Origin of the sequence: Rhizobium sp. CB3090 (assembly GCF_029714285.1) — a bacterium.
GTDB lineage: Bacteria > Pseudomonadota > Alphaproteobacteria > Rhizobiales > Rhizobiaceae > Rhizobium.
Window position 1 is genome coordinate 138186 of sequence record NZ_CP121662.1, and the last position, 18602, is coordinate 156787.

Here is an 18602-nt window from a genome sequence, read left to right on the forward strand (position 1 = left end):
GAACATGGCTTCACCAAAACACTTTCTCGATCTCTCGGCCGTCGCGGGTGCCGATCTGCGCAGCATCATCGACGATGCCATCGTGCGAAAGCAGGCGCTGAAGGCCGGTGCGGCAGACAAGCCGCTGGCCGGCAAGATGCTGGCGATGATCTTCGAGAAGCCGTCCACCCGCACCCGCGTCTCCTTCGACGTCGGCATGCGCCAGCTCGGCGGTGAGACGCTGTTCCTGTCGGGTACGGAAATGCAGCTCGGCCGCGCCGAGACGATCGGCGATACGGCCAAGGTGCTGTCGCGCTATGTCGACGCGATCATGATCCGCACGACCGATCATTCGCGGCTGCTGGAACTTGCCGAACACGCGACCGTGCCGGTCATCAACGCGCTGACCGACGATACCCATCCCTGCCAGATCATGGCTGACATCATGACCTTCGAGGAGCATCGCGGGCCGATCAAGGGCAAGACCATCGCCTGGACCGGCGACGGCAACAACGTGCTGCATTCGCTGGTCGAAGGGGCTGCCCGTTTCGGCTATCGAATGAACATGGCCGTGCCCCTTGGTTCTGAGCCAAAGGATCACTATCTGAACTGGGCCCGCAACGAGGGCGCCGAAATCATGCTCTCGCATGATGCCGACCGTGCGGTCGCTGGCGCCGATTGTGTGGTAACCGATACCTGGGTATCCATGAATCAGGAACACCGGGCCCGTGGTCACAACGTCTTCCAGCCCTATCAGGTCAACGCGGCTTTGATGGCACAGGCCGGCAAGGATGCGTTGTTCATGCATTGCTTGCCCGCCCATCGCGGGGAGGAAGTGACGGACGAGGTGATCGACGGTCCGCAATCCGTTGTTTTCGATGAGGCGGAAAACCGCCTTCATGCGCAAAAATCGATTCTTGCTTGGTGCCTGGGCGCGATCTGAAGATATGGAGCAATTCCAGGAAAAGTGTGCAGCGGTTTTCCGTCCGGAATTGCGAAAAAACAAAAAGATAGAGCGGTTCTAATATTCCGTGAGAAGCTGAACCGCTCCCGAACCGCGTTTGATGTCGCGGGCGCAGTAGGAGTAGAGCAATGGCGGAAAGTGCAGCCTCGCTGGGTCAATTCGATTTTGCCGGCGACGATCATGTCGTTCCCTTCCAGGTAGAGGGTCTTGATGTCCGCGGTCGCGCCGTGCAGCTCGGGCCGCTGTTGGACGCAATTCTCGCCCGGCACAACTATCCGGCTCCTGTCGCCCGGCTGCTGGCCGAGGCCGTGGTGCTGACCGTATTGCTCGGCACCTCGCTGAAGTTTGAGGGCAAGTTCACCGTACAGACCAAGAGCGACGGCCCGGTCGACCTTCTGGTCGCCGATTTCTCGACGCCGGAGAACGTCCGCGCCTATGCTCGCTTCGATGACGAGGCGCTGGCCGATGCCGTTGCTGCCGGCAAGACCGAACCGGAACAGTTGCTCGGCAAGGGCGTCCTCGCCTTCACCATCGATCAGGGTCGCTTCAGCCAGCCCTATCAGGGGATCGTGGCGCTCGACGGTGCGTCGCTCGAAGAGATCGCCGGCACCTATTTCCGCCAGTCGGAGCAGATCCCGACGCGTGTCCGCCTCGGCGCTGCCGAATTGTTCGACCGCGATGAGGCCGGCAAGCCGCGCCATCGCTGGCGGGCCGGCGGTCTTGTCGCACAGTTCCTGCCGGAAGCGCCGGAACGCATGCGCCAGCCGGACCTCCATGGCGGCGACGGCGACACTAGCCTGCGCGAACACGTCGAGGACGACGCCTGGGCGGAAGCCCGCACCCTGGTCGAGACCATCGATGCCGACGAGTTGACCGATCCGCAGGTCGGAACCGAGCGCCTATTGTATCGCCTCTTTCATGAGCGCGGTGTGCGCGTCTATGAGCCCAAGGCGGTCTTCGACCGCTGCACCTGTTCGCGCGACAAGCTGAAGGGCGTGTTGCGGGGTTTCTCCGCCGAAGAGATCGAAGCGAGCCAGGACAATGGCGAGATCGCCGTCACCTGCGAATTCTGTTCGACGACCTATCGCTTCGAGGTGTCCGAGGTGACGGCCGCCTGAGCGATATCAGGAAAGGGGCTGAATAGTTTTCCGTGCGCAATTGCGAAGAACAAGAACATGGAGCGGCGTTGCTTTTTCACGAAAAGCTGAACCGCTCCAACCAGCTTCAGTTCAGCGTTCGTAGCAGGTTGGGCGTATCCAGCGAAAAGGCGGGGATTTTGACGTGAAACAGCTTCCCGTCATCCGTCTCCATCTGGTAGTGGCCGAACATCATGCCCGAGGGTGTGTCGAGCGGACAGCCTGAGGAATATTCATAGGTATCGCCGGGCCGCAGCCTCGGCTGCTCGCCCACGACGCCGGGTCCGGTCACCTCGTCCACCATGCCGTTCTGATCGGTGATGTGCCAATAGCGCGTCACCAGCCGCACGGAGACGGTCGAGTGGTTGGAAATCACGATGCGATAACCCCAGACGTAACGATCGTCATCCGGATCGGATTGCTCCTCCAGATAAAAGGGTTCGACAACAACTTCGATGTCGTGTGTTAGAGCGCGATACATGCCTGACACCTTGGTCACTACTCCGAAACGTCGCGCGCCCAAACGAACGCACAAAGGACGCTCCAGCATTTTAAATCTAGGGCACCTTATCCGCTTTCTATGATCCCACGGAAAGCGGGATACTTAGGGGTATCCTATAAAGCGACCTGTTCCGTCAAGGAATGGATTGGTGGAAACGCCTTTGACGGATTAAACCCTTCGGATTTCCAGATGTTAGGACTAACTCTAAAGGTTAATCGTCCGCGGTCGAAAGTATAGCCGCAAAGTCTGTTTTCAAGATGTGTAAGCCCGCCCGAACAATATTCGGGCGGGTTTGGGTAGAAAAGTCAGGCAGAGACCTGCGCCAGTGCGCGGGCGAAATCCTCGATCAGATCCTCGCCGTCCTCGATCCCCGCGGAAAAGCGCACCGTTCCCGGCGAAATGCCGAGTTCGGCACGGGCTTCGTCGGTGAGGTTCTTGTGGGTGGTGGTGGCCGGATGGGTGATCAGGCTCTTGGAGTCGCCGAGATTGTTGGAAATCTTGACGATCTCCAGCGCATTCTGCAGCTTGAAAGCCGCTTCCTTGCCGCCCTTCAGCTCAAATGCCACCAGCGTCGAGCCGCCGGTCATCTGCTTGGCGACGATATCGGCCTGCGGATGGTCCTTCCGGCCGGGATAGATCACGCGAGCGACCTTGTTGGTCTGCTCGGCGAGGAAATCGGCAATCTTTGCCGCATTTGCCGTCTGTTGCGTGACGCGCAGCGGCAGCGTCTCGATGCCCTTCAGCAGTGTCCAGGCGGTGAACGGCGACATGGCCGGGCCAGTATGGCGGAAATAGTCCTGCAAGTTCTCGTCGATCCACTGCTTGTCGGAGAGGATGACGCCGCCGAGCGAACGGCCCTGGCCGTCGATGTGCTTGGTGGCGGAATAGACGACGATGTGTGCGCCGAGTTCCAAAGGCTTCTGGAAGAGCGGCGTCGCAAAGACGTTGTCGACCACGACCTTGGCGCCGATCTGATTGGCGAGCTTGGCGACGGCAGCGATATCGACCACTTCCAGCGTCGGATTGGTCGGGCTTTCGAGGAAGAAGACCTTGGTATTCGGCTGGATCGCCTTTTCCCAATTTTCGGTGAAGCGGCCGTCGACCAGGGTGCATTGAATGCCGTATTTCGGCGCCAGCGTCTCAACGACCCAGCGGCAGGAGCCGAAGAGCGCGCGGGCTGCAACGATATGATCGCCGGCCTTCAACTGGCAGAGGATGGCGGCCGAAACGGCGGCCATGCCGGAAGCGGTGGCGCGGGCTTCTTCGGCGCCTTCCAGAGCGCACATGCGCTTTTCGAACATGTCGTTGGTGGGGCTGCCGTAGCGGGCGTAGATGAAGCCGTCGGTCTCGCCCTTGAAACGGGCTTCCGCGGCTTCCGACGTGTCGTAGACGAAGCCTTGCGTCAGATAGATTGCTTCGGAGGTCTCGCCGAATTGCGAACGGAGCGTTCCGCCGTGAACGAGCTGGGTTGCGGGGCGCCAAGTCTTGCTCATGCCATCACCACTTTCAAAACAAAAAAACCGGCCGCGAAAAGCAGACCGGTTTAACCCCGGTCCTTTTAGCCACTTGTTTAACGTGGCTGCAAGCCGACCGGCCAAATCACCACGGGATAAGTTGCAATACTGCCGTTGACCGCTTGCGTCAATTCCCCGAGTTTGGTTTTGTCTGCGGCAAATTACTGCCCGCGCCTTCGTCAGGATGCGCAAAGGTCACAGTAACATTTTGAACGGCGCGTAACCCGGTAAGTCTGTTCTCGACTAGCCGGGTCATGCGCTGGGAAAGAGGCATGATGGCTCGCACTACTGGAATTTTGGCCGATCGCGCCATTGCGGCGCTCTTCGAAGCGGGAAGGCTGACGAGCGAAAAAGAACTGGATGTCGATCAGATCCAGCCGGCGAGCCTCGACTTGAGGCTCAGTGCGCATGCTTTCCGCGTCCGCGCCAGCTTCATGCCCGGCCCATCGCATCTCGTCGCCGACAAGCTCGACCGGCTGAAGCTGCATGTCGTCGATCTCTCGGAAGGCGCGGTGCTGGAAACCGGCTGCGTCTACATCGTGCCGCTGATGGAGCGGCTCGACCTGCCGGCCGATATGTCCGCCTCCGCCAATCCGAAGAGCTCGACCGGCCGTCTGGATATCTTCACCCGCGTCATCACGGACCGGGCGCAGGAATTCGATAAGATCCCGGCCGGCTATTCCGGTCCGCTCTATCTTGAAATCAGCCCGCGCACCTTTCCGATCGTCGTGCGCCGCGGCTCGCGCCTGTCGCAAATCCGTTTCCGCGTCGGACAGGCCACACTCTCCGAGCCGGAACTGCTGGCGCTGCACGAGAGCGAGACGCTGGTCGCCAGCAAGAAGCCGAACGTTACCGGCGGCGGCATAGCGCTGTCGATCGATCTCGCCGGCGATAAGGAAGGCCTGATCGGCTATCGCGGTAAGCACCACACGGCGGTCGTCGACGTCGACAAGAAGGCCCAGCACGATATCTTCGATTTCTGGGAGCCGCTCTACAGCCGCGGCCGCACCGAACTGATCCTCGATCCGGACGAATTCTACATTCTGGTCTCGCGCGAAGCCGTTCATGTGCCGCCACACTATGCCGCCGAAATGACGCCCTTCGATCCGCTGGTCGGCGAATTCCGGGTGCACTACGCCGGCTTTTTCGATCCCGGCTTCGGCCACGCGCCAGCCGGCGGCCGCGGCAGCCGCGCCGTGCTGGAAGTGCGCAGCCACGAAGTCCCGTTCATCCTCGAAGACGGCCAGATCGTCGGCCGCCTGGTCTACGAGCACATGCTGGAACAGCCCTCAAGCCTCTACGGCTCCGGCCTCGGCTCCAACTATCAGGCGCAGGGGCTGAAGCTTTCGAAGCATTTCCGGCTGTGATCGTCTATTTGGCGGCCTTGACAGAGACCGCCAACTGTTGGACACCTCTGAATGTCAGGCGGGTGTAGCTCAATGGTAGAGCAGCAGCTTCCCAAGCTGAATACGAGGGTTCGATTCCCTTCACCCGCTCCAGGTTTCTTTTCAGCGTTGTAGATCTCTAGGATACGCCGAAGGTGATTGATCACATAACCATTGAAGTGAGCGATCTACAGAAAAGCAGGTCATTCTACGAGAAAGCCTTCGAACCTCTGGGATATCGCCTTTCCTTCGGAAAAGAGGGCGTATTCTGGGCATTCGACGTGGGGGATGGCAGCCTGTTCGAGATCCAGCACACGGGCAGCAAACCGCCTTTGACGCATCTGCATGTCGCCTTCCGCGTTCAGAGCAGGGCTGAGGTCGACTCGTTCTATCACGCCGCTCTTCAGGCCGGTGCCAAGGAAAACGGTGTGCCCGGTCCACGACCGGAATATTCTGCGAACTACTATGCCTGCTTCGTCCTTGATCCCGATGGCTACAACATCGAAGCGATGATCAACAAGCCTGCGACATGAGAGTAGACAGTCGAGGACGCGCCGGCGTTCTCGCATGTCCTCGTAAGCCTCTTTCAGAGCGTCGCTGAAGGCAGCGATTGGGCGAGCCGGGCGGCGGGCGATGCAGGATCGTGGCACGTCTGGCCGGACTTGCGAAGGATCAGACGCGTCCCGTGGTTCGCCGTTATCACCTCTATCCATCCCCATTCAGGTTAATGCCAGACATTCGTGGCAGAAGCTCATTCCTTAACCGGAACGGATGCCGATGCTCAATGTTGGGCTGCTTTACAGATTGAGGGCGATCTTCACGCGCGGCGTGTTGAAGATTTCCCGCCGCACGAAGGTACCGCCCAGCGCGACGATCATCTGGAGGGATGGCAGCGTCCGCATTGGGCCAAAGGCCTTTCTGCGGAAGGGGATCGTCATCGATGCGCAACGCGGCAGCATCGATATGGGTCGAAGCGTCTCCCTCAACGACTATACCATTCTGCTCGGACGCGGCGGCATCACGATCGGCAATGATGTGCGGATCGCCGCCCATGCCATGGTGGTTTCGTTCGACCATAATTTCGATGATCTCACACAGCCCATTCGCATGCAGGGCGTTACCAAGAAGCCGGTTGTCATCGAAGACGATGTCTGGATCGGCGCCGGGGCGAAAATCTTGGGCGGTTCCCACATATCCAAAGGGTGCGTCATCGGTGCCAATGCCGTCGTCAAGGGGAAGACCGAACCCTATGGCATCTACGTCGGCGCTCCCGCGCGGCTGGTCAGGCGGCGGGGCGAAACGGTCAGCGTCGGACACGCGAATGTCGAACGGCTTTCTCTCTCCAAAAGAAAAACGGACTGACGGGCTCGCTTAGAGCCGGATGATTTTAGGTCGAAACGACCTAAAATCTGAATCCGCTCTAGAATCAAAGAAGTAGAGCATGATGTCGTCCGAAAACCGCTCACACTTTTCGGCATCATGCTCTAGAGCGGTTCAGCTTTTCACGGAATCTTAGAACCGCTCTATCTTTTTGTTTTTTCGCAATTCCGGACGGAAAACCGCTGCACACTTTTCCTGGAATTGCTCTAAACAAACAGGCGGAACGCGATGAAGCGTCCCGCCCTTCCGTGTCGAATTATCGCGCCGAGCGGTGCTGGCGGTCTCAGAACTCCGTCCAGTCCGCGTCCTTCGCAGGAGTCGCGACGGTCTGGTTGCTGCCGCCGAAGGCGCTCATTAGCTTTTGACCGAGCGCGCGGGCGGGCGAGGGAGCCGGGCGTGCCTTCGTCCTTTCGACGGCACGGACCGGAGCAACCGTGGGCCGCGGGGCGGGGCGGGCGGAGACGCGCGGCGCCTGGCTCGACGGAGCTGCAGAAGCAACGTAACTGCCTTCTGTTCCCGTCAGGCGGAATTGGCTGAGCAGAGCCGTCAGCGCGGCGGCTTCCGTTGCCAGGTTATAGCTGGCGGCGGTGCTTTCCTCGACCATGGCGGCGTTCTGTTGCGTGCCGTGATCCATGGCGTTGACGGCGGTATTGATCTCCTGCAGGCCGGCCGATTGTTCGCGGGACGCTTCGGCGATGGCATGCACATGCCGGTTGATGTCCTGCACTTCCGAGACGATGGCGTCGAGCGCCTTGCCGGTCTCGTCGACCAAATTGACGCCGGTCTGCACATGCGTGCTGGACGCGGTGATCAGCGATTTGATCTCCTTGGCGGCATTGGCCGAGCGCTGCGCCAGTTCGCGCACTTCCTGGGCGACGACCGCAAAGCCCTTGCCGGCCTCACCGGCACGAGCGGCTTCGACACCGGCGTTCAAGGCGAGAAGGTTGGTCTGGAAAGCGATGTCGTCGATCACGCCGATGATGTTGCCGATCTCGGAGGAGGATTTCTCGATCTGCTGCATGGCGCTGACGGCGCTGCGGACGATCTCGCCGGACCGTTCGGCGCCGGCGCGGGTGTGGGCAACGAGCTGGCTTGCCTCTTCCGCCCGCTTGGCGGCGTCCTTGACCGTGGTGGTGATCTGCTCCAGGGCCGCGGCCGTTTCTTCGACGGCGGCCGCCTGTTGTTCGGTGCGCTTGGAAAGCTCGTCGGCTGAGCCGCGGATCTCATTGGCGCCGGCATTGATGGCGCGCGCATTGGCGCCGACCGCCTGCATTGCCTCGTTCAGTCTGATCAGCGAATTGTTGAAATCCTGCCGTAGCTGGTCGAGATGGGCGACGAACTGCGTGTTGATGTGGGTGACGAGATCGCCGTCCGCCAGACGCTTGAGGCCGTCGCCGAGCGCCTGGACTGCCTGCTGCAGATGCGCATCTTCCGCCACTCTTTGCGCTTCATGTTCGGCGCGCTCGCTCTCGCTGAGATTACGGTCGGCCTCGGCTTGCGCCTCCAGTCGGGCCTGTTCGATGGCGTTGTCGCGGAAAACGGAAACTGCCGAAGCCATTTGGCCGATTTCGTCGCGGCGGTCGAGACCTTCGATGTCGCTTGTGGTGTCGCCGCTGGCAAGCGTCACCATGCGCAGATGCAGGCGCGTCAATGGCGTCGCAATGCCGGTCTGCGCGACATAGACGCCAAGGGCCATGGCCAGAAGAGTCAGTGTACTGAGAATAACGAGCGTGTAGTCGATCGCTGTGCTGACGTCGGCGGACAAGGCATCGGCGCCGCCATTCATCCGGTCGGTCAAGGCGTTGTTATTGGCCTGCATTTTGGCGTCGAGCGCGGTCAACTTGCCGACAACCGCGATCATGCTCGCCGCTGCGCCTTTCGCGTCGCCGTTTTTGCGCTGATCGATCACCTTGTTCGTCAGCGCTTCCAGCTCATCTATGCCCGCGAGGATCTCATCCATCTGCGCCTTTTGCGCAGGAACCCGGCTTTCGGCCTGCTTCAACCGATCCTTGGCGTCTGCGAAACGGCTCTTGCCCGCTGCAATCGTCTTGAAGGCGTCGCTGTCGGGATCGAAATTCAACATTATGCTTGCCTGCAGCACCGAGGTCAGAACAGATGCGCTGGAACGCGTGCCCTGGGTCGCCGCAACGGCCTCGTTGTCGAGGAAGGCGCTGTAGGCCTGGTCTGCGTTGCGGAATTCGCTCACGATGTAGAGTGTGCCGGCGAAGCAGATGATCCCGAGAAACAGGATCACGGCGAGCATCTTGGTTTTGATTTTCAGGTTCCTGAACATGACGATCCGCCCGAAGCATATCGCGCCGCACCTGCGGTAGAGCGCCATGATCCGCTTTCCCTGGAGAAGTGATGGATGTCGCGCTTGCTGCCTGGTGTACGCAAGTGAAGCCGAATTTTTATGAGATACCTTGGCAGGCAAGGTTTGGACGACCTGCGTCATGCGATCAGCTTTCGGGGCCGACGTCGTCTATGCCAAATAGAATCGACAGAGCTTAATCGACCGCTAACGCCGATATGTTTCACACCCGATTCTGCCGGGTATCCACGCATTTTCCAGGTATTGCATTCTCCCTCCGGCACGACTCTGTTACACCAGTCTCGAAATCGGAAACCACGAACCGACCGGAGGCTGGATCATCGTCATGCGTGTTTGCCCTTCGTTGTTGGGACACTTGGCAAGGTGTATGGCATGCGCAGCGCTGATCTCTACATCTTGCGCCATGCCTCTGGCTGCCCAGGAGGCGCCCCCGTCGGGCCTGCCGATCCTGTTCGATTCGCGCGAGCGGCTGCCGAAGCCGGACTTGTCTTCGCTGGTCAGGCTGCGCTTCCTGACATCCGTCGACTTCCCGCCCTTCAATTTCGCCGATCAGAACGGCAAGCTCGCCGGTTTTCACGTCGATCTTGCCCGCGCGATCTGCGACGAGCTCGGCATAGCGGACAAATGTCAGATCCAGGCGCTGCCATTCGATGAATTGCAGGGGGCGCTTGCCGCTTCGCAGGGTGATGCGGTGATCGCCGGCGTCGCGGTGACATCCGAGCTGCGCAAGAGTTTTGCTTTTTCGCGTCCCTTCCTGATGTTGCCCGCCCGCTTCGTCCGCAATCTCAAGGCATCGATCGACGGCACGACGGCCGCTGCGCTTACCGGTCATCCGGTGGGTGTGGTCAAGGGCACGGCGCATGAGGCGATGCTGGCCGCCTTTTTCCCCGCCATCAAGCAGGTGCCCTTCGACGACAAGGATGCGCTGCTGGCGGCGGTGAAAGAGGGAAAGGTCGACGCTGCCTTTGCCGATGGGCTGCAACTGTCCTTCTGGGTATCGTCGTCATCGGCCGAAAAATGCTGCGCATTGTTCGACGGCCCCTATCTCTCCCAGCAATTCCTTGGCGAGGGCATGACCATCATGCTGCGCCAGCAGGATGCCGATCTGACGGCCGCGATCAATCATGCGCTGGCAACGTTGTCACGCGACGGCCGGCTGCAGGAAATCTATCTGCGCTATTTTCCCTACGGACTCTATTGATGAAACGTCTCAGCCCTTGCGATAGCGGGCAATAGCGCTGCGCTCGATGGCAGCACAGGTGAGCTTGTCCAGACCGAGACGGTCGCGCAGCAGGCTGAGCAGGCGCAGCTCCTCGGCTTTGACTGAGAAGTCGGCGGAAGCGACTTCGACGGCAAGCGCGTAGGCGGTGTCGTAGAGCCGCACCGGCAAGGTGTCGCGCACGGTTTCCAGCACGATATCGAGCCCTTCGCTGCCGGCGAGAAGCTTGGCGCAATCGCGCGAAACGGAGATCAGCCTCTCGTCGTCGAAACCGTCGAAAACCGGCAGTGCGTGGATCAGCTCGCCGATCCGTCCCAATTCCTTGTCGTTCATGGTCCGATCGACGGCGGATGCCATCACCATGACGTAGATCAGGGCCTCATGGGCGGAAAGCGGCTTGTTCATGACAGTGCAAAATCCTTTAATTTGGCAGCAGACTAGAAAGTCGCGGCTCTCATGACAAGAGCGCTTGTCGCAAGCGTGACGTCAGATTGGATTGAGCGGATTTTCCTTGGCTGGCGGCGGGCCCAGCGTCGATTTTCCGCGCGCTCGCGGATCGTCGCCGTAGATGCCGCGTTTCTGCTGCTTTGCCTGTTCGGCAAGAGCAACCAGCGGCGATCCGGGCTCGGGCTCGGCCCAGCCGAAACGCACCAGCCATTCGCTGAGATCGACACGAACATATCGGCAGGCGCCGGTCACCGTACCTTGCCAGGTCGGGCTCGGCAGATCGCAGTCGATGGTCCGGCCGCGCAGATACATGCGGAAGGCTGTACGCGCCGCCGCCCCGCAGGGCCAGCTCTTGCCGTTCGGCCCGGTGCACATCCGGTCGACATCGGTCGGAATGATGCCGGGAAGTTGCACGCTCTTGCCGGCGATGGTCAGTATGCCGGCGCGGTCCGAAAACGGTCGCACCAGTTCCACCGGCTTTGTCTGCTCGCTCGGCTTTTGATCGTTGCCAGACGACGCCTGCTGCGATGGCGGTTCGGCAGGTGCTGTCCGGCGCGCTGCGGCCGCCTGCTCCCTGTCCGCCTCATCGGCCGGCATTTGGTTCGCCGGTGTCTGGGACGCATTGGTTCGGTTTGATGGCGCCGACTCTGTCGGCGTTGCCTGCGCCACTTGCGTCTCGCCCGGATTTGCCGGTGTCGCCTTCGGCTGTGCCAACTCGGCGGACGTCTTGCTTTCGGGCAATATGGCCCGCTGTACGGCTGCGGTGGACTGATCTTTATCGATTTGATCTGCCGTGGCGGCGATAGCAGCTTTTGCTGTAACTTCCGGGGTCGACGTCGGCGTTGCGGCCGGGATCGTGCGCTCGGCAACGGCAACAGGTTTCACCGAGGCCTTGTTCTCGGGCTTCGTCTCGGCCACGGGCGCCGTCTCCTGCTTCGTCTTGGCAGGCTGTTGGATCGAACGGGGTGTTGCCGGGACGGCCGCCTTTGCCGTTTCCGTTGATATCGGCGCGCTTCCAGTCGGTTGGCTTTCGGCTGCGGCAGTGTTCGAAACACTGAAGCCATGCTCTTCGACTTGTACGGCGACCAGCGTCAGCCACGAACCGAGGACTACACCTGCCAAACTTGCCAGCCAGAAATCACGCCGCATAACGAGAAAACTTTCCTATTGGCTGGCCCAAATGATGCGTGCCATCCATTCCACATCCGCAAGATCGAAGCTTCGATTGGGATGTTCTGGGTTGAGCGACAGCAGTTCGATCGACCGCGCGCTCTGTCGGAGCAACACCTTGGCCATGACTTCACCCTCGCGGGTCTTGACCACTACACGATCATTGCGCCTGATCTGTGCCCCTGGTTCGACGATCAGCACATCGCCGTCGCGATAGAGCGGCAGCATGCTCTCGCCCTGCACCTCCAGCGCATAGACGCCGCCCTTTTGCCCGGGCGACACGGGAAATTCCACCATGTCCCATCCCTGACCAGCGGGAAAGCCGCCGTCATCGAAAAAGCCGCCGGCGCCAGCTTGGGCGAAGCCGAGCAGCGGGATGGAGCTTGCCGGCAGATGGAAAGTGCGATCGGATATGCTGTTGGCCGCGTCCACCGAGCGCATGAAACCGAGAAATTGCTCCATGCTGGCCCCGGTTGCATCCAGCACCTTGGCGATCGATTCCGTCGAGGGCCAGCGCAGACGTCCATCCTGGCTCAGCCGTTTCGATTTGTTGAACGATGTAGGATCGAGCCCGGCGCGCCGCGCAAGACCGGACGCCGTCAGGGCGTGCCGTTCGGCAAGCCTGTCGATCGCGCTCCATATCTGCTCATGTGACAGCATTGCGGTTCAGCATACTCGGAAGCCGGAATTTTCGGCGTTTAACCCTTAAAGAAAGGTTAATCGAGGCTCTTTTGCGAGTAAAGGGCGACGTAGGAATAAGGTCCTTTGTCCCCTTGCTTTCGCTTTTGATTCCAGTGGCTTCAGGTTTTCTGCGGCTGCGCCTGATTGTCGGGCGATTCCTTCTGGAACTCCTTCGCCATGCCCATGAAGCCGCGCATGAATTTCTCCATGATACCGAGAGTTCGATCGATGTCGGCGTCGCTCGGCAAGTTCGATCCGCCGTTCGCAGCAACCGTCTTTTCCAGCTTCGAGACACGCTCGGAGAGGCGGTCAAGCTCGTTTTCATAGGCCGCACGCTCATCGGCGGCCATGCGGCAGACGAGATTGCCGTTCTGATCCTGGCAGATCGACATGGCGCCCGTCTGCTTGTCCAGACGGACGAAATGATCGCCGCTGCGCTCAAGCTGGAAGCGCGCTGGGTCCGGCTCCGCGGCGCGGCCCGGCGTGGCGAGAAGAAGAGCGGCAGGCAGGATGAGGGCCGCAAAACCTGATACCATTTCCTTCGTCATGTCATCCTCCGGAATTTCTGCTGAATTGTGCATCCATCTGCACTTTTCCCCGTGGTCCCCGTGGACATCGGCAACGGTTTTCGTGCAAAGCCCTATCAAGGACCTAAGTCATGTAAGGATGATGACTGCGATGCCAGTGGTTTACAAGATCGTGCCGGATACGCTCTGGCAGCAAGCCAGACAAACCGGCGTTTTTAATGGCGCGTCGATCGATCTGACCGATAATTTCATCCATCTGTCGACGGCGAAGCAGGCAAAGGAAACTGCAGCCCGGTATTTTGTCGGCCAGACCGGCCTGCTGCTGGTGGCGATCGACGGCGATGCGCTCGGCGATAAGCTGGTGTTCGAGCCGTCACGCGGCGGCGACCTTTTCCCGCACCTTTACGCACCGCTGCCGCTTTCGACCGTACTTTGGGAAAAGCCGCTGCCGCTTGGCCCCGATGGCGCGCATATCTTTCCGGAGATGCCCGAATGATTGGCGCCTTCCGCGATCTCGGCCGGCGTGGTCTGTTCATGTTCGATCCGGAAACGGCGCATGGAATGTCGATCGCCGCCCTGAGATCCGGCCTTGTTCCTGCCTGCCGGATCACCAACGATCAGCGACTGCGTCAGACCATTGCCGGATTGGATTTTGCCAATCCGCTCGGCATGGCCGCCGGTTATGACAAGAACGCCGAGGTGCCGGAGGCGCTGTTGAAACTCGGCTTCGGCTTTACCGAAATCGGCACGGTGACGCCGAAGCCGCAATCCGGCAATCCGCGCCCGCGCATCTTCCGCCTAGTCGAGGACGAGGGCGTCATCAATCGCCTCGGCTTCAATAATGAAGGCCACGACGCGGCCTTCCGGCGTCTGCAGCCGATCCGCGGCAACGGCATCATCGGCGTCAACATCGGCGCCAACAAGGATAGTACCGACCGTATCGCCGACTATGTCGCTGGCATCCGCGGTTTCTACTCCGTGGCGCGCTATTTTACCGCCAACATCTCCTCGCCGAACACGCCGGGTCTGCGCGATCTGCAGGCGCGGGAAAGCCTTTCAGCACTGCTTTCGGCAGTGCTTGCCGCGCGCGACGAAGAGGCTGCGAAGGCAGGCAAAAAGATCCCGGTCTTCTTGAAGATCGCACCGGATCTGACGGAAGAGGGCATGGACGACATCGCCGCCGAAGTTTTGTCGCATGCGCTGGATGGATTGATCGTCTCCAACACCACGCTTTCGCGTGATGGCTTAAAGGATCAGGTCCAGGCGAAGGAAGCCGGCGGCCTCTCCGGCAAGCCGCTCTTCGAAAAGTCCACCGTCGTCCTTGCGAAAATGCGCCGCCGCGTCGGTGCAGCCCTGCCGATCATCGGCGTCGGCGGTGTCTCATCAGCAGAGACCGCGCTGGAGAAAATCAAGGCCGGTGCCGATCTCGTGCAGCTCTATTCGTGCATGGTTTATGAAGGCCCCGGCCTCCCGGGCCGTATCGTGGCGGGCCTGTCGAAGCTGCTCGACCGCGAGCGTGTCGGCTCTATCCGCGAGCTGCGCGACAGCAGGCTCGATCATTGGGCCGGCAGAAACGTCTGATCGGCTCGCTTTTTCAATCCCATGACCAGGAAAATGCCGCGGAACAGCAGGAAGGCGTTCATGGCGAGCCAAAGGCCGTGATTGCCGAGGGTCGGCACGAAGACTGTAAGTGCCAATAGATAGCCGGCAAACGACATCAGCATGCGGTTGCGCATGTCGCGCGACCATGTGGCGCCGATGAACACGCCATCCATCAGGAAAGCGAGTGCGCCGGTAAGCCCGGTGACGGCCGCCCAGGGCAGGTAAGTTCCGGCAGCGGCGCGCACTTCCCCCGAGGTCGTCAGCAGGCAGATCAGTGCCGGGCCGAGGGTGAAGAAGAACACCGCAGCGGCAAGCGCCAGCCCAAAGGACCAAAGTCCGGTCAGCTTCAGCCCGCGCTCGAACGCTGGGCGATAGTTGGCGCCGATCGACCGGCCGGTGATCTGCTCGGCGGCATTCGCCAGTCCGTCGAGGTAATAGCCGGAAAGCAGAAAGAAGTTCATCAGCACGGCGTTGGCAGCAAGCGTCACCGCGCCGAACGTATTGCCGATGCGGGTCATCAGCGTGAAAGCGCCGATCAGCACGAAGGTGCGGATGAGAATGTCACGGTTGAGTGCGAAAAGCTGTGTGAGCTTGGCGCGGGAGAGAAGCTCGGCCCGGACAGGCCGAGGTTCACCGCCAAAGCTGCGTAGCACGATGGCAAGGCCCGTGAGCGCGCCTGCCGCTTCGCCGATCAACGTGCCCCAGGCGACACCTGCGACGCCCCAGCCCAGCCAAAGGCCGAGCAGGACGGCGAGGATGATGTTGACGCCGTTGATCAAGCTCTGCAGCAGAAGCCCGATGCGGCCCTGGCCGCGCCCGAGCACGAACCCGAGGGTGGCGTAGTTCGCAAGTGCTGCCGGGCCGGACAACATGCGGATCGAAAAATAGGTGCGTGTCGCGTCGGCAATGCCGCCTTGGGGTCCCATCAGCTTGATGCCGAGCCAGAGCAATATGGGCGATAACAGCAAAAGCAGCAGACCGCATCCGAGTGCCGATAGCAGCGCCCGCCAAAAGACCGCCTGCTGCTCATGCTTGTCGCGGCGACCAAAGGCTTGCGCTGTCAGGCCGGTCGTCGACGCCCGCAGGAAATTGAAGCTTGCGAAGATGAGATCGAAGAGCACCGCACCGATCGCCAGCCCTGCCAGCGCATCCGGCTGGCCGAGATGCCCGACCACGGCGGTATCCACGAGGCCGAGCAACGGTGTCGTCATGAAGCCGAGCGTCATAGGAACGGCAATGGACAGCACCAGCCGATGCGTCACGTCGAAAGGCAGAACCCTTCCGCTATGCTCCCGATGATCCATGTCCAATCAGCCGCTCCTCAGTTCGAAGAGAGCACCATGGACCAATAGGGCTTGTCACTGGAAGAGGGAGCATAGGCAAGAGCGACACCGAGGCCGTTATATTTGCCGAGCATGTTGTGCAAATGCTTCGGCGAATTGATCCAGGCCGTCACCGCGGCGTTCACGTCGCGCTGACCCTCGGCAATGTTTTCGGCCGCCGGCAGCTTGACGCCGCTCGCTTTGACGCGCGTGCCGAAATTGTCGCCGATACCGATCAGATGCTCCATCTTATCGGCATCGGCCATGCGCTTGGCCTGGTAAATCGCCGCCGTGCTGGCAGCCGGATCGATCTTGAGCGGCGGCAGGCCGTTCTTCGCACGCAAGGAGTTGACGAGCGGCAGCGCGGAAGCGGTCTCGTCATTGGCCGGCGTGTTGGAAACATGGGTGGGCGGTGTGGCGCAGCTTGCGACGATGGCAGCGAGCGCAAGGCCGGTGAGACGCAGCGCATGGCGCCGCGTGGAAAGCGGAATGTTTAGGATCATATCAGCGGCGGTAATTGAAAAGACGGAGGATGATAAATAGCGGAATGACAATGGTGGCGCCGAGCAGCACATAATCGCCGAACTCGCCGAGCGCGGCAAAGCCGCTGTGCCATAGATCAAGGAGGAAGCGGCGGAAACCGTAGAGGAAGTCGAGCGGCCGCCAGCCGAAGAATTTCATCACGAAACCGACGATCAGCGACACGATAATAAGCTTCACGAGTGTACGACCGGGCGAGTCGCCGAGGAACCTGTTCACCTGATCGGACATGCGGCTGTCTCCATAATGCCTGTCGAGCGGTTTTGAGATAAGGCTGCTGCCCGCGACTCGCAAGCGCTTTTGCCTGATACGTACTGAAACAGGTGTTTGCCTGAAATAGGACTTGAGTTTTTTTGTGGCCGCGTCCAAAGGCGGGCACGAAACAGGACCAAGATCATGCTGCCGAGCCAGCTTTCCTCAGGCGACGTCATCGCCGACCGTCGCGCAGACTATGCGAAGATGCTCGCCGAAAGCGGCGAGCCGGCGAGCGCTGCCGAATTGATGGAGCAGGCGCTGGAGTTGACGCCGGGCTGGGCCGCCGGTTGGTTCACGCTCGCGACCTATCGTGAAAAAACCGGGAATAGAGAAGGTGCTATCGACGCGCTGAACAAAGTTCTAGCTCTCGATGCCAGCGACGTCTTCGGCGCCCGGCTGAAGCTTTCGGCTCTGGGAGCGGCCGATCTCCCCGATCAGCCGCCGAGCCGCTATGTCGAGCGCCTCTTCGACGACTATGCCGACCGCTTCGAGACAGCGCTGGTCGAAAAACTCGGCTATAGCGTGCCGCAGAAGCTCGCGGCGCTGATCGCCGATACGGCCGGCGTGCCCGGGCATTTCCGTCTTGCCGTCGATCTCGGCTGCGGCACGGGCCTGTTCGGTCCGGAAATCCGCGCACGCGTCGATCGGCTGGAAGGGTTTGATCTGTCCAAAGGCATGCTCGCCAAGGCAGCGGAGAAGGGTGTCTACGATCACTTGGGACAGGCCGACCTGTCGCTGCGTCCGTCTCAGTCCGGCGTCTTCGACGATGGGCTCGCGCCGGCACGGGTCGATCTGATCACCGCTGCCGACGTGCTGATGTATCTCGGCAATCTCCAGAGCGTCATGGCGATCGTCGGGGAACTGGCCGCCTCCGGGGCTGTGTTTGCCTTTTCCGTCGAGGATGCGGAAGTGGAGGAGGGTTATCTTCTGCGCGACTCCCTGCGTTTCGCCCACTCGGAAGCCTATGTCAGGACATTATTGGCCGCTCATGGCTTCGCTGTGCTCGGTCTCGCGCGCAGCATCATTCGCATGGATGCCGGAAGACCGGTCCACGGCATTTTGTTCGTTACACGGAAATCCGCCTGTTGATTTTCGCGAATTCGCGATAGCTTCGCATCCCTAACAAGCGAAAACATCGTGGGAAGTCGCAGCGCGCTCAGGGAGTAGTTGCGCTCAATCTCTCCACCGCATCAACCATTTCGGTCGGATCGCCATATCGCGCTGTTGGGGAGCGGCAATCTCTATTGTTTGCGGGTCTCGTCGGACTCGGAGATGGCGGCTTCGTGATACCAGCTATCGAAAGCAGCCGTCGCGATACGTGGACCGATATCGGGATTGAGGTTCACCTGATCGCGTTGGCCGGCAGGAATGGGCCGGGTCTTGATGGGAAACTTAAAAATCTTTGCCGTTTCGTGTTGAGGGCTGATCGCCATTGCAATGTCTCTCCCTTTTGGTGCTCAAGCGGGCGCGCTTCAAGAGACAACTTATATATAGCAGAGTTGGGAACCATTTTTGAGATATTTGCACAAAAAAAATGCAAAAGGTTGAATTTATAGGCAATTTCGAGCTTTTGCGCCGCTAGAATTTGGTTTTCGGACGCCTAATTGTTGCGCTGCTTCGAATCTGCCGCACTGCGACAAGTTGGCA

20 protein-coding genes, 1 tRNA gene and 1 riboswitch are annotated in these 18602 nt (G+C 60.4%); of the genes, 10 read left to right on the forward strand and 11 right to left on the reverse strand.

What is annotated here, in order from left to right:
* Positions 1-4: 4 nt before the first annotated feature.
* Together argF and QA646_RS00715 are read left to right on the forward strand one after the other, a co-directional pair.
* Entirely contained in the window at positions 5-922 is a 918-nt protein-coding gene (gene argF / locus QA646_RS00710; protein ID WP_283057023.1) for an ornithine carbamoyltransferase, read from the forward strand.
* Between the two features lie 149 nt (positions 923-1071).
* Positions 1072-2061: an Hsp33 family molecular chaperone gene (locus QA646_RS00715; protein WP_283057024.1), complete on the forward strand. Its 990-nt coding sequence runs from the start codon at positions 1072-1074 to the stop codon at positions 2059-2061.
* A 106-nt stretch (positions 2062-2167) separates the two neighbouring features.
* Here QA646_RS00715 and apaG read toward each other — a convergent pair whose 3' ends face one another.
* Entirely contained in the window at positions 2168-2560 is a 393-nt protein-coding gene (gene apaG / locus QA646_RS00720) for a Co2+/Mg2+ efflux protein ApaG (protein WP_107106914.1), read from the reverse strand.
* Between the two features lie 326 nt (positions 2561-2886).
* On the reverse strand, positions 2887-4074 hold the full coding sequence (locus QA646_RS00725) for an O-succinylhomoserine sulfhydrylase (RefSeq protein ID WP_283057025.1): 1188 nt from the start codon (positions 4072-4074) through the stop codon (positions 2887-2889).
* Positions 4075-4118: 44 nt separating this feature from the next.
* A riboswitch (SAM riboswitch) is annotated at positions 4119-4197 on the reverse strand.
* Between the two features lie 170 nt (positions 4198-4367).
* Here QA646_RS00725 and QA646_RS00730 point away from each other — a divergent pair.
* From QA646_RS00730 to QA646_RS00745, 4 genes are all read left to right on the forward strand, one after another.
* Positions 4368-5462, forward strand: a complete 1095-nt coding sequence (locus tag QA646_RS00730; RefSeq protein ID WP_283057026.1) for a 2'-deoxycytidine 5'-triphosphate deaminase — start codon at positions 4368-4370, stop codon at positions 5460-5462.
* A 58-nt stretch (positions 5463-5520) separates the two neighbouring features.
* A tRNA-Gly gene (locus tag QA646_RS00735) sits at positions 5521-5594 on the forward strand.
* 41 nt (positions 5595-5635) lie between these two features.
* Positions 5636-6013, forward strand: a complete 378-nt coding sequence (locus tag QA646_RS00740; protein ID WP_283057027.1) for a VOC family protein — start codon at positions 5636-5638, stop codon at positions 6011-6013.
* A gap of 244 nt (positions 6014-6257) precedes the next feature.
* Entirely contained in the window at positions 6258-6842 is a 585-nt protein-coding gene (locus tag QA646_RS00745) for an acyltransferase (protein WP_283057028.1), read from the forward strand.
* A 301-nt stretch (positions 6843-7143) separates the two neighbouring features.
* On the opposite strand, the gene QA646_RS00750 is transcribed toward QA646_RS00745, so the two are convergent.
* Positions 7144-9153 (reverse strand): methyl-accepting chemotaxis protein, encoded by a 2010-nt coding sequence (locus QA646_RS00750; protein WP_283058927.1) that lies wholly within the window; start codon positions 9151-9153, stop codon positions 7144-7146.
* A 406-nt stretch (positions 9154-9559) separates the two neighbouring features.
* Between QA646_RS00750 and QA646_RS00755 the strand changes: the two genes are divergently transcribed.
* Entirely contained in the window at positions 9560-10393 is an 834-nt protein-coding gene (locus QA646_RS00755) for a transporter substrate-binding domain-containing protein (protein WP_283057030.1), read from the forward strand.
* Between the two features lie 9 nt (positions 10394-10402).
* On the opposite strand, the gene QA646_RS00760 is transcribed toward QA646_RS00755, so the two are convergent.
* From QA646_RS00760 to QA646_RS00775, 4 genes are all read right to left on the reverse strand, one after another.
* Positions 10403-10816, reverse strand: a complete 414-nt coding sequence (locus tag QA646_RS00760; RefSeq protein ID WP_028751127.1) for a tellurite resistance TerB family protein — start codon at positions 10814-10816, stop codon at positions 10403-10405.
* A gap of 81 nt (positions 10817-10897) precedes the next feature.
* A complete protein-coding gene (locus QA646_RS00765; RefSeq protein ID WP_283057031.1) occupies positions 10898-12007 on the reverse strand; it encodes a hypothetical protein in 1110 nt (369 codons plus the stop codon).
* A 15-nt stretch (positions 12008-12022) separates the two neighbouring features.
* Complete coding sequence (locus QA646_RS00770; RefSeq protein WP_283057032.1) at positions 12023-12688, reverse strand: helix-turn-helix transcriptional regulator; 666 nt, start codon at positions 12686-12688, stop codon at positions 12023-12025.
* A gap of 140 nt (positions 12689-12828) precedes the next feature.
* Entirely contained in the window at positions 12829-13257 is a 429-nt protein-coding gene (locus tag QA646_RS00775) for a hypothetical protein (RefSeq protein ID WP_283057033.1), read from the reverse strand.
* Positions 13258-13375: 118 nt separating this feature from the next.
* Between QA646_RS00775 and QA646_RS00780 the strand changes: the two genes are divergently transcribed.
* Positions 13376-13732, forward strand: a complete 357-nt coding sequence (locus QA646_RS00780) for a DUF952 domain-containing protein (RefSeq protein WP_283057034.1) — start codon at positions 13376-13378, stop codon at positions 13730-13732.
* A complete protein-coding gene (locus QA646_RS00785; protein ID WP_283057035.1) occupies positions 13729-14817 on the forward strand; it encodes a quinone-dependent dihydroorotate dehydrogenase in 1089 nt (362 codons plus the stop codon). The genes QA646_RS00780 and QA646_RS00785 overlap by 4 nt, the downstream gene beginning before the upstream one ends.
* On the opposite strand, the gene QA646_RS00790 is transcribed toward QA646_RS00785, so the two are convergent.
* Genes QA646_RS00790 through QA646_RS00800 form a run of 3 tightly spaced genes read right to left on the reverse strand, consistent with a single transcriptional unit; the run spans position 14793 to position 16931 of the window.
* Positions 14793-16142, reverse strand: coding sequence for an MATE family efflux transporter (locus tag QA646_RS00790; RefSeq protein WP_283058928.1), 1350 nt, complete (start codon positions 16140-16142; stop codon positions 14793-14795). The two genes, QA646_RS00785 and QA646_RS00790, sit on opposite strands and share 25 nt — an antisense overlap.
* A gap of 17 nt (positions 16143-16159) precedes the next feature.
* Positions 16160-16660: a CAP domain-containing protein gene (locus QA646_RS00795; protein ID WP_283058929.1), complete on the reverse strand. Its 501-nt coding sequence runs from the start codon at positions 16658-16660 to the stop codon at positions 16160-16162.
* 4 nt (positions 16661-16664) lie between these two features.
* Positions 16665-16931, reverse strand: a complete 267-nt coding sequence (locus tag QA646_RS00800) for a DUF6460 domain-containing protein (RefSeq protein WP_283057036.1) — start codon at positions 16929-16931, stop codon at positions 16665-16667.
* Positions 16932-17096: 165 nt separating this feature from the next.
* Here QA646_RS00800 and QA646_RS00805 point away from each other — a divergent pair, with 165 nt between their 5' ends.
* Positions 17097-18044, forward strand: coding sequence for a methyltransferase (locus QA646_RS00805; RefSeq protein WP_283057037.1), 948 nt, complete (start codon positions 17097-17099; stop codon positions 18042-18044).
* 152 nt (positions 18045-18196) lie between these two features.
* Here the strand turns inward: QA646_RS00805 and QA646_RS00810 are convergent, their stop codons facing one another.
* The gene (locus tag QA646_RS00810; RefSeq protein WP_283057039.1) at positions 18197-18388 is read right to left on the reverse strand and encodes a DUF2735 domain-containing protein; all 192 of its coding nucleotides are present in this window, start codon (positions 18386-18388) and stop codon (positions 18197-18199) included.
* Positions 18389-18602 lie beyond the last annotated feature (214 nt).

Coding starts and splice junctions, on each gene's coding strand:
- argF (WP_283057023.1), top strand. CDS start 5: ATGGCTTCACCAAAACACTTTCTCGATCTCTCGGCCGTCGCGGGTGCC.
- QA646_RS00715 (WP_283057024.1), top strand. CDS start 1,072: ATGGCGGAAAGTGCAGCCTCGCTGGGTCAATTCGATTTTGCCGGCGAC.
- apaG (WP_107106914.1), bottom strand. CDS start 2,560: ATGTATCGCGCTCTAACACACGACATCGAAGTTGTTGTCGAACCCTTT.
- QA646_RS00725 (WP_283057025.1), bottom strand. CDS start 4,074: ATGAGCAAGACTTGGCGCCCCGCAACCCAGCTCGTTCACGGCGGAACG.
- QA646_RS00730 (WP_283057026.1), top strand. CDS start 4,368: ATGATGGCTCGCACTACTGGAATTTTGGCCGATCGCGCCATTGCGGCG.
- QA646_RS00745 (WP_283057028.1), top strand. CDS start 6,258: ATGCTCAATGTTGGGCTGCTTTACAGATTGAGGGCGATCTTCACGCGC.
- QA646_RS00750 (WP_283058927.1), bottom strand. CDS start 9,153: ATGTTCAGGAACCTGAAAATCAAAACCAAGATGCTCGCCGTGATCCTG.
- QA646_RS00755 (WP_283057030.1), top strand. CDS start 9,560: ATGGCATGCGCAGCGCTGATCTCTACATCTTGCGCCATGCCTCTGGCT.
- QA646_RS00760 (WP_028751127.1), bottom strand. CDS start 10,816: ATGAACAAGCCGCTTTCCGCCCATGAGGCCCTGATCTACGTCATGGTG.
- QA646_RS00765 (WP_283057031.1), bottom strand. CDS start 12,007: ATGCGGCGTGATTTCTGGCTGGCAAGTTTGGCAGGTGTAGTCCTCGGT.
- QA646_RS00770 (WP_283057032.1), bottom strand. CDS start 12,688: ATGCTGTCACATGAGCAGATATGGAGCGCGATCGACAGGCTTGCCGAA.
- QA646_RS00775 (WP_283057033.1), bottom strand. CDS start 13,257: ATGACGAAGGAAATGGTATCAGGTTTTGCGGCCCTCATCCTGCCTGCC.
- QA646_RS00780 (WP_283057034.1), top strand. CDS start 13,376: ATGATGACTGCGATGCCAGTGGTTTACAAGATCGTGCCGGATACGCTC.
- QA646_RS00785 (WP_283057035.1), top strand. CDS start 13,729: ATGATTGGCGCCTTCCGCGATCTCGGCCGGCGTGGTCTGTTCATGTTC.
- QA646_RS00790 (WP_283058928.1), bottom strand. CDS start 16,142: ATGGATCATCGGGAGCATAGCGGAAGGGTTCTGCCTTTCGACGTGACG.
- QA646_RS00800 (WP_283057036.1), bottom strand. CDS start 16,931: ATGTCCGATCAGGTGAACAGGTTCCTCGGCGACTCGCCCGGTCGTACA.
- QA646_RS00805 (WP_283057037.1), top strand. CDS start 17,097: ATGCTGCCGAGCCAGCTTTCCTCAGGCGACGTCATCGCCGACCGTCGC.
- QA646_RS00810 (WP_283057039.1), bottom strand. CDS start 18,388: ATGGCGATCAGCCCTCAACACGAAACGGCAAAGATTTTTAAGTTTCCC.